Here is a 570-nt window from a genome sequence, read left to right as displayed (position 1 = left end):
AGATGAACATGGTCGAAACGAGCATCGGGAGTTTTAAATGAGTCTAAGGGACATTTATTGTTTCTGACAACCTTAGACTTTTGACAGCTTACACGGGAGCGTGCCCACTCCCTCACGTCTTTATTCATGCCAGGCCAGCAAAACCGTTCTGCTATAAGCTTGATGGTTGCACGAACACCTGGATGCGAAAGTTTGTGCAATGTGTTGAAGACATTGCGTCGATAATGTTTCGGCACGATTGGGCGATCCCTACCTGTAGATGTGTCACAAAGTAAGGTTTCCTTACCTGTTCCCATCTGTTTGATGCGTAGTTTAAGTGTTGTGGACGATAACTCGTGCTGAAGATCACTGTCTTCTTTTTGAAGCTCGGCGAGTTTAAGAAGGTCGATTCCTTGGAAACTGTTCAAGGAAGTTATGCGAGATAAGGCGTCTGCAACTACATTGTTTGCTCCAGAGATGTGTTGAATGTCTGAAGTAAACTGCGAAATGTAGTCCAGTTGTCGAGACTCACGGGGAGAGTACTTGTCAGAAGGAGAGCTTAACGAGAAAGTGAGCGGTTTATGGTCCGTG

1 protein-coding gene is annotated in these 570 nt (G+C 45.4%); it reads right to left on the bottom strand.

Translation table 11 applies throughout. From position 1 onward, the window contains the following. A partial coding sequence (locus DLK05_RS19150) for an integrase zinc binding domain-containing protein (RefSeq protein WP_209319953.1) occupies positions 1–570 on the bottom strand: 570 nt, incomplete at both ends.

It is taken from the genome of Ancylomarina longa (genome assembly GCF_003996985.1).
GTDB lineage: Bacteria > Bacteroidota > Bacteroidia > Bacteroidales > Marinifilaceae > Ancylomarina_A > Ancylomarina_A longa.
This window is presented reverse-complemented; position numbering and strand designations above follow the sequence as displayed.